Origin of the sequence: Burkholderia sp. (assembly GCF_018375725.1) — a bacterium.
Classification (GTDB): Bacteria; Pseudomonadota; Gammaproteobacteria; order Burkholderiales; family Burkholderiaceae; genus Burkholderia.
On sequence record NZ_JAHACR010000241.1, the window covers coordinates 1 to 6,613 of the forward strand.

Genomic DNA, 6,613 nt, shown 5'->3' on the forward strand with positions numbered 1-6,613 from the left:
AGAAAGCAGGTGCGGGACAGCCGGAGCCGCGCGCCGAGCTGGCGGACGCCGACAAGCTCGACGCCGAGCGTTGGCGTAAGTGCAAGACCATGCGGAAAGCTTGGTGGCTCGAAGCAATGGACGAGGCAGGGGAGAAGGGCGGCCGAAGCCTAGACGAAGCCATCGACGCCGCCCGCTCTGGAGCAAGCCGATGACCGACGATACCAAAGCCATCCTGAAGGTTGTCGAGACGTATATTGCGCGGCATCCCCGGCCACCACAGGTCAATCAGAAGCAGGCGGCCGAAATGCTTGGCGTCAGCGCACGCACGGTGCACAACATGATCAAGGCCGGCACGCTGCGCCTGAACCGATGCGGAATGATTCCGATCGAGCAGATCGATGCAGTCCTGCAACCGGCTTAAATGCGCGCGGCGATGTCTTCTGCCGACTCGCGGTAATAGACCTCGCTGAGCATGCGCAAATCGGTATGCCCGCTGATCTTCGAGAGCGTGAGGACGTCGACGCGGCGCGCGAGCCGTGTCAACGCCTCCGCTCGGCTGTCATGGAAATGCAGTCCCGTGATCTTCAGCCGATTTTTCGTCCTTCGAAAAAGCGCGTCGAGCGAGCCCGAGTCGATCGTGAAAAATCGGTCGCGGTCGGCCAGCGGCGCAAGCAACCGTGCCGTCTGCCGCGTGAACGGGATCGAGCGAGGTTTCCCTGTCAGACGCTGCATCTTGTGCTCAACGCTCGCGACGCGCTTCTGAAGGTCGCAATTCGCCTTCCCGAGCTGGAGAATTTCCCCTGCGCGCATCGCAGAGCGGAGCGCCACCAGAAACGCCAGCGCCACTTCCTGGCTCTTCGTCTCCGGCGCGCGCCCGCTAACGTATCCAAGCGCCCGGCAGATGGGGCGCACTTCGCCCCACGGATCGATGCGGCGATCGCGCGGCGCACCCTCCTGCGGAATCTTGAATCCCGTAAATGGATTGTGCGTCAGCCAGTGCCACTCGTCGCGAGCGGTGTAGAACACATTTCGAATCAGATTGATGTCGCGGACCACGGATCCCGGCTTGACCTTCTTGAGACGCGCATCGCGCCACTCGACGAGTTGCGGTGTCTTGAACTCGGCCAGCTTCAGCGCGGCCAGATGGGGGAAATCCTTCTCGAATGCCTTGAGGCGAAGCGCCTCGGAGCGCGCGCCGGCCTTCTTGTCCGAAACCTTCTCGATGTATTCCCGAAACATCTCTCCGACGGTATGCAGCTCGCCTGGGTCACGCCCCTTCTGGGCGCGGATCTCGGTTTCCCTGTTTGCGGCCCACGCCTTCGCCTCCCGCTGAGTGCGGAATGTCTGCGAATCGCGCGCGTCGCCGATCTTGATCTGGGCTCGCCAGCCATCCTTGTACGGGGTGATTGAAGCCACCGTGGGGCCTCGCATGGGGCTGTTATGGGGCCGCCAGTGTACAAAGATCCGTTTTGGTCGGCAAATCGCAGAATGGGGGCAATCCGCTAAGCCATTGTTTTCTTGTATTTTCCGTGCCTAGTGGATTTAATCGGAAGTATCCGTGGTGCCGGGGACCGGACTCGAACCGGCAAGCCAATCAAGGCGGCGGATTTTCATCACACTGCTTCTTTCAAAGCCGGCGCCGCATGACGCGACGCCGTTCGTGCGCTGGACTATGCCTTCGCCGTCGCGCCCGAGCCGATCCCGCTTGCCCGTGCGCCTTAGGCGCCCCCCGTCTAGTCTCTACACCTTCCACGCGCGCGCCGCATTCGGTGCGCTGCGAGGCTTGGCTCGGCGTTGCCTCGATGCATGGCATCAGGGGTTTCACCGAATTTGAAGGGTTCTGCACCGGCCGTTTCCGGCCGGGCACTCAATTATTTAAGTCCGCTATGTCTACCAATTTCATCACCCCGGCAAGGGCGGACGGGATTCTACCACTGGTCACGCCTGCGTTAGCGACCGATTTCACCGTCACGGGCAACGGTCAGCGGAACGCGCTATTCATTCGCGGGCGCCACGACGGACGGCTGCCCGCTCGTCCTGCCGTCCTGTCCGGCTTGCCCGGCGGCCACGCCGGTACGCGGCATGCCCTTTCGCGCCGGATCGAACAGAAACGACAACACGACGCTGCCAAGAATCGCGACGGTTGCCATCACGGTCGCCATCGTCACGGGTTCGCCGAGCAGCACGGCGCCCAGCGCAACCGCGACAATCGGATTCACATACATGCAGCTGCTCGAAATGATCGGACTCGTATGACGGATCAGGTAACCGTATGCGACGTAGGCTGCCATCGTGCAGAACACCATCAGATAGACGGACGCGAGCACCGGCAGCACGGCCAGCTGCCCGATGCGCTCGCCGAGCAGCCAGGCGGCCAACGTCGACATCAGGCCGCCCAGCCCGATCTGCAACGAGGTGGACAGGAACAGGTCGGACGGCAGCTTGAGCCGCGTCGCAAGATGTGCGCCGCCGGCCCAGAACAATGCGCCGGCCAGCACGGTGATCGTGCCGAGCGCCGAATTCTCGGCGCTGGATCCGCCGGCGTTCAGCACGACGATGCCGACCATGCCGAGCGCGACCGCCGCCCATTCGCCCTTCGTCACCGGACGGCCGGCGACGGCCGCGATCACGGTCGCGAACAGCGGCACGGTGGCGACCATCACGGCGGCCGAGCCGCTGCTGACGGTGCGCATCCCGAGCGCGATCATTCCTGACGACAGCGCGACGAGCATCGTGCCGACGATGGCCGAATTGCGTATTTCGACGAGCGACGGCCAGGCCGGCCGCCTGCGCAGTGCAAAGATGAACAGGCCGATCCCGCCCAGCAGGTTCCGCAATCCGGACAGCGTGAGCGGCGGAAACGCCTGCAACGCGACGTGCAGCGCGAGATAGGTCGATCCCCAGACGATATAGATGAAGACGAGCGCCAGTGCGACCCGGCCGCCGCGGCTTTGCGGGAGGCGCAACGGGTGGCGTGCGAAGAAGTCGAGGAGTCGGTCGAGCGGCGTCATCGTTCAGGCCGCCCGCCTGTCGCGTCGCGTGCGCCGCCGGCAGGCGCGGGGAATACCGGCAAACGGCCCGCTCAGGGCCGGACGGGCGGGCGAAAACGTGCGGAACGACATGACAGTGCGAACGGCGACGAAGTAGGCCGGAGCGACCGGCGGCGGGCGGACAAAAAAACGCGCAACCGCTCGGGCTGCGCATGCTCGGCATTATGGCATCAAGGATTCGAAAGGAACGCCGTGTGCCGGCTGAAAGGTTGTCGAATGACGTTTCGGCGCGACAGTTTTGCAAAGCGAGGCCGCCTGCGCCCCGCGCGCACTGTGCTCAGTACAGCAACCAGTCCTTCTCGTTCCAAGGTTTCTGGCCTTTCATCGGCTTGCTGCTCAGCGAATCCGACGCGGTCGCGCCTTTCTTCATGTCCTGCTTGGCCATGCCGCCCTTCTTCGTCCCGCTGTCCCTCGACATTGCGTCGTGACCAGCCGGATCCTTCGGCGTTTGCGCCTGGCCTTTCGACATCGACGATGCGTTTCCGGACATCGCATCGTTCTGCGCATACGCGCTGGCAACCGCCAAGGCGAAACCGGCGAGGCAAGCGGCGATCAGAGTGTGCTTCATGACGGCGCTCCTTCTTGGGAGGGTGACAGGATTCGAACAATCCGCAACGGCTGCACGATAAATCGCAGCCGCATTACCTAACATTCTAGGTTTCGCTGCATACGATCGCGGCCACAATCTCAGGCCCCGCCACCCGGATTTCATGCCGTCCAGTTCGTCCGGCAAACCGCCTTGCGCACGCCCGGCGCCGGCACCGCCGCCCTGCACGCCGCCGCCGATCTGTCCCCGGTTGAAACCGCCGCGAACCCGGTGTATCTTGTGCGCTTGCTAACGCGGGGGTCCTGCAATGCGCTCGATCAAGAAACGGGCTTTGCGGGTGAGAAATACCCTTTGAACCTGATCTGGGTAATGCCAGCGCAGGGAAGCGTCCGGGCTTCGTCTCCCTCCCTCCGATGAAACCCGCCGCCGTACAACTCTCATCTCCTGCTTAGCGAGCGCCCCACATTTGCTTTGCACGGGATTCGAGCCGACGCATCAGCGCCGGTCCGGATCGACACAGGAGATCGCATGAACGCCAACCCGAAGTTTCTGTCCGCCGACGCCCACGTCGACGCTGCCGCCGTCGCGCCGCTGCCGAATTCGCGCAAGATCTACGTGACGGGCTCGCAGCCCGACATCCGCGTGCCGATGCGCGAAATCACACAGGCCGACACGCCGACCGGGTTCGGCGGCGAGAAGAATCCGCCGATCTACGTGTATGACACGTCGGGCCCGTACACCGATCCGGACGCGAAGATCGACATCCGCGCCGGCCTGCCCGCGCTGCGCCAGCGCTGGATAGACGCACGCGGCGACACCGAGGCGTTGCCGGGCCTGTCCAGCCAGTACGGCCGCGAGCGCGCCGCCGACCCGGCCACGGCCGACCTGCGTTTCCCGGGCCTGCACCGCGAGCCGCGCCGTGCGAAGGCCGGCAAGAACGTCACGCAGATGCACTATGCGCGCCAGGGCATCATCACGCCGGAAATGGAATACATCGCGATTCGCGAGAACCAGCGCCGCGCCGAGTACCTCGAAAGCCTGAAGGCGAGCGGCCCGAACGGCGCGAAGCTCGCCGCGATGATGGGTCGCCAGCATCCTGGGCAGGCGTTCGGCGCCGCGGCATTCGGTGCGAACGCGCCGGTCGAGATCACGCCGGAATTCGTGCGTTCGGAAGTGGCGTGCGGCCGCGCGATCATCCCCGCGAACATCAACCACCCGGAATCCGAGCCGATGATCATCGGCCGCAACTTCCTCGTGAAGATCAACGCGAACATCGGCAACTCGGCCGTGACGTCGTCGATCGGCGAGGAAGTCGACAAGATGACGTGGGCGATCCGCTGGGGCGGCGACACGGTGATGGATCTGTCGACCGGCAAGCACATCCACGAAACCCGTGAATGGATCATCCGCAACAGCCCGGTGCCGATCGGCACGGTGCCGATCTACCAGGCGCTGGAGAAGGTCAATGGCAAGGCCGAGGACCTGACCTGGGAAATCTTCCGCGACACGCTGATCGAACAGGCCGAGCAAGGCGTCGACTACTTCACGATCCACGCGGGCGTGCGCCTCCAGTATGTGCCGCTGACCGCGAACCGGATGACCGGCATCGTGTCGCGCGGCGGCTCGATCATGGCGAAGTGGTGTCTCGCGCATCACAAGGAAAGCTTCCTGTACGAACACTTCGAAGAGATCTGCGAGATCATGAAGGCGTACGACGTGAGCTTCTCGCTCGGCGACGGCCTGCGCCCCGGCTCGATCTACGACGCGAACGACGAAGCGCAGCTCGGCGAACTGAAGACGCTTGGCGAACTCACGCAGATCGCATGGAAGCACGACGTGCAGGTGATGATCGAAGGTCCAGGCCACGTGCCGATGCAGCTGATCAAGGAAAACATGGATCTGCAGCTCGACTGGTGCAAGGAAGCGCCGTTCTACACGCTCGGGCCGCTCACGACCGACATCGCGCCGGGCTACGACCACATCACGTCGGGCATCGGCGCCGCGATGATCGGCTGGTTCGGCACGGCGATGCTCTGCTACGTGACGCCGAAGGAACACCTCGGCCTGCCGAACAAGGACGACGTGAAGGAAGGCATCATCACGTACAAGCTCGCCGCGCACGCCGCCGACCTCGCGAAGGGTCATCCGGGCGCGCAGGTCCGCGACAACGCGCTGTCGAAGGCCCGTTTCGAGTTCCGCTGGGAAGACCAGTTCAACCTCGGCCTCGATCCGGACAAGGCACGCGAATTCCACGACGAAACGCTGCCGAAGGATTCGGCGAAGGTCGCGCACTTCTGCTCGATGTGCGGCCCGCACTTCTGCTCGATGAAGATCACGCAGGACGTGCGCGAGTTTGCGGCGCAGCAGGGCGTGTCCGAAACCGAAGCGCTGAAGAAGGGCATGGAAGTCAAGGCCGTCGAGTTCGTCACGAGCGGCTCGGAAATCTATCGCCGACAATAAGCGCCGGATCGCTCCGCGACGCACGAAGCCCGCTTGCGAGCGGGCTTCGGATGACTGACGAACCCCATGTTTTTCGGAACATGGGGTTCTGTCGTTTGGGCGGACGCAATATCCGTGTTCCCGGGCCTGTCGCCTGCCCCGCAGGCCGCGAAACAACTCATTACGAAAGCGCGAATACCTTAACAAGTCCTTACAGCAGCCCGGCATGCCGGCGCGTACATTTTTTGGTGCGCGGTTCCCATTGGACGCGCGCATTCGTTCACAACAGCAAGGACAACGATCATGAACTCGATTCGGCGTATTGGGGTATGCGCACTGCTCGCCGCGACGATGGCCAGCCTGTCGGCGTGCGACACGATGACGGCCCGTCAGCGTAATACGGCGATCGGTGCGGGCGTCGGCGGCGTCGCCGGCGCGGCGATCGGCGGCAACGCGCTGTCGACGCTCGGCGGCGCGGCCGTCGGCGGCATCATCGGCAACCAGGTCGGCAAGTGACGCCGCCGCGTCCCGCGCGGGACGCGGCCTGACCGCCGGACGGCGCCCGAAATGATCCGTTACCGTTTTGCCCAGCGTT

The 6,613-nt window shown here is 64.1% G+C and carries 7 protein-coding genes and 1 riboswitch; of the genes, 4 read left to right on the plus strand and 3 right to left on the minus strand.

All coding sequences use genetic code 11. From position 1 onward, the window contains the following. Nucleotides 1-194: hypothetical protein (locus tag KH616_RS19530; RefSeq protein ID WP_292249785.1), on the plus strand; the 194-nt coding region annotated here is incomplete at its 5' end. Next, nucleotides 191-403, plus strand: a complete 213-nt coding sequence (locus KH616_RS19535) for a helix-turn-helix domain-containing protein (RefSeq protein WP_292249786.1) — start codon at nt 191-193, stop codon at nt 401-403. The genes KH616_RS19530 and KH616_RS19535, both read left to right, overlap by 4 nt. Here the strand turns inward: KH616_RS19535 and KH616_RS19540 are convergent. The 3 genes from KH616_RS19540 to KH616_RS19550 all read right to left on the minus strand — a co-directional run bounded on the left by KH616_RS19540 (nt 400) and on the right by KH616_RS19550 (nt 3,600). After that, nucleotides 400-1,398: a tyrosine-type recombinase/integrase gene (locus tag KH616_RS19540; protein WP_292249787.1), complete on the minus strand. Its 999-nt coding sequence runs from the start codon at nt 1,396-1,398 to the stop codon at nt 400-402. The two genes, KH616_RS19535 and KH616_RS19540, sit on opposite strands and share 4 nt — an antisense overlap. Before the next feature lie 578 nt (nt 1,399-1,976). Continuing rightward, nucleotides 1,977-2,993: an EamA family transporter gene (locus KH616_RS19545; protein ID WP_292249788.1), complete on the minus strand. Its 1,017-nt coding sequence runs from the start codon at nt 2,991-2,993 to the stop codon at nt 1,977-1,979. Nucleotides 2,994-3,309: 316 nt separating this feature from the next. Continuing rightward, nucleotides 3,310-3,600, minus strand: a complete 291-nt coding sequence (locus KH616_RS19550; RefSeq protein WP_292249789.1) for a pentapeptide MXKDX repeat protein — start codon at nt 3,598-3,600, stop codon at nt 3,310-3,312. Nucleotides 3,601-3,864: 264 nt separating this feature from the next. Beyond that, nucleotides 3,865-3,981, plus strand: a riboswitch (TPP riboswitch). 126 nt (nt 3,982-4,107) lie between these two features. Here KH616_RS19550 and thiC point away from each other — a divergent pair. Both thiC and KH616_RS19560 read left to right on the plus strand, forming a co-directional pair. Then, the gene (thiC, locus tag KH616_RS19555; protein ID WP_292249790.1) at nt 4,108-6,039 is read left to right on the plus strand and encodes a phosphomethylpyrimidine synthase ThiC; all 1,932 of its coding nucleotides are present in this window, start codon (nt 4,108-4,110) and stop codon (nt 6,037-6,039) included. 282 nt (nt 6,040-6,321) lie between these two features. After that, complete coding sequence (locus KH616_RS19560; RefSeq protein WP_292249791.1) at nt 6,322-6,534, plus strand: glycine zipper 2TM domain-containing protein; 213 nt, start codon at nt 6,322-6,324, stop codon at nt 6,532-6,534. The last annotated feature ends 79 nt before the right edge of the window (nt 6,535-6,613 follow it).

Coding starts and splice junctions, on each gene's coding strand:
- KH616_RS19545 (WP_292249788.1), bottom strand. CDS start 2,993: ATGACGCCGCTCGACCGACTCCTCGACTTCTTCGCACGCCACCCGTTG.
- KH616_RS19535 (WP_292249786.1), top strand. CDS start 191: ATGACCGACGATACCAAAGCCATCCTGAAGGTTGTCGAGACGTATATT.
- KH616_RS19560 (WP_292249791.1), top strand. CDS start 6,322: ATGAACTCGATTCGGCGTATTGGGGTATGCGCACTGCTCGCCGCGACG.
- KH616_RS19550 (WP_292249789.1), bottom strand. CDS start 3,600: ATGAAGCACACTCTGATCGCCGCTTGCCTCGCCGGTTTCGCCTTGGCG.
- thiC (WP_292249790.1), top strand. CDS start 4,108: ATGAACGCCAACCCGAAGTTTCTGTCCGCCGACGCCCACGTCGACGCT.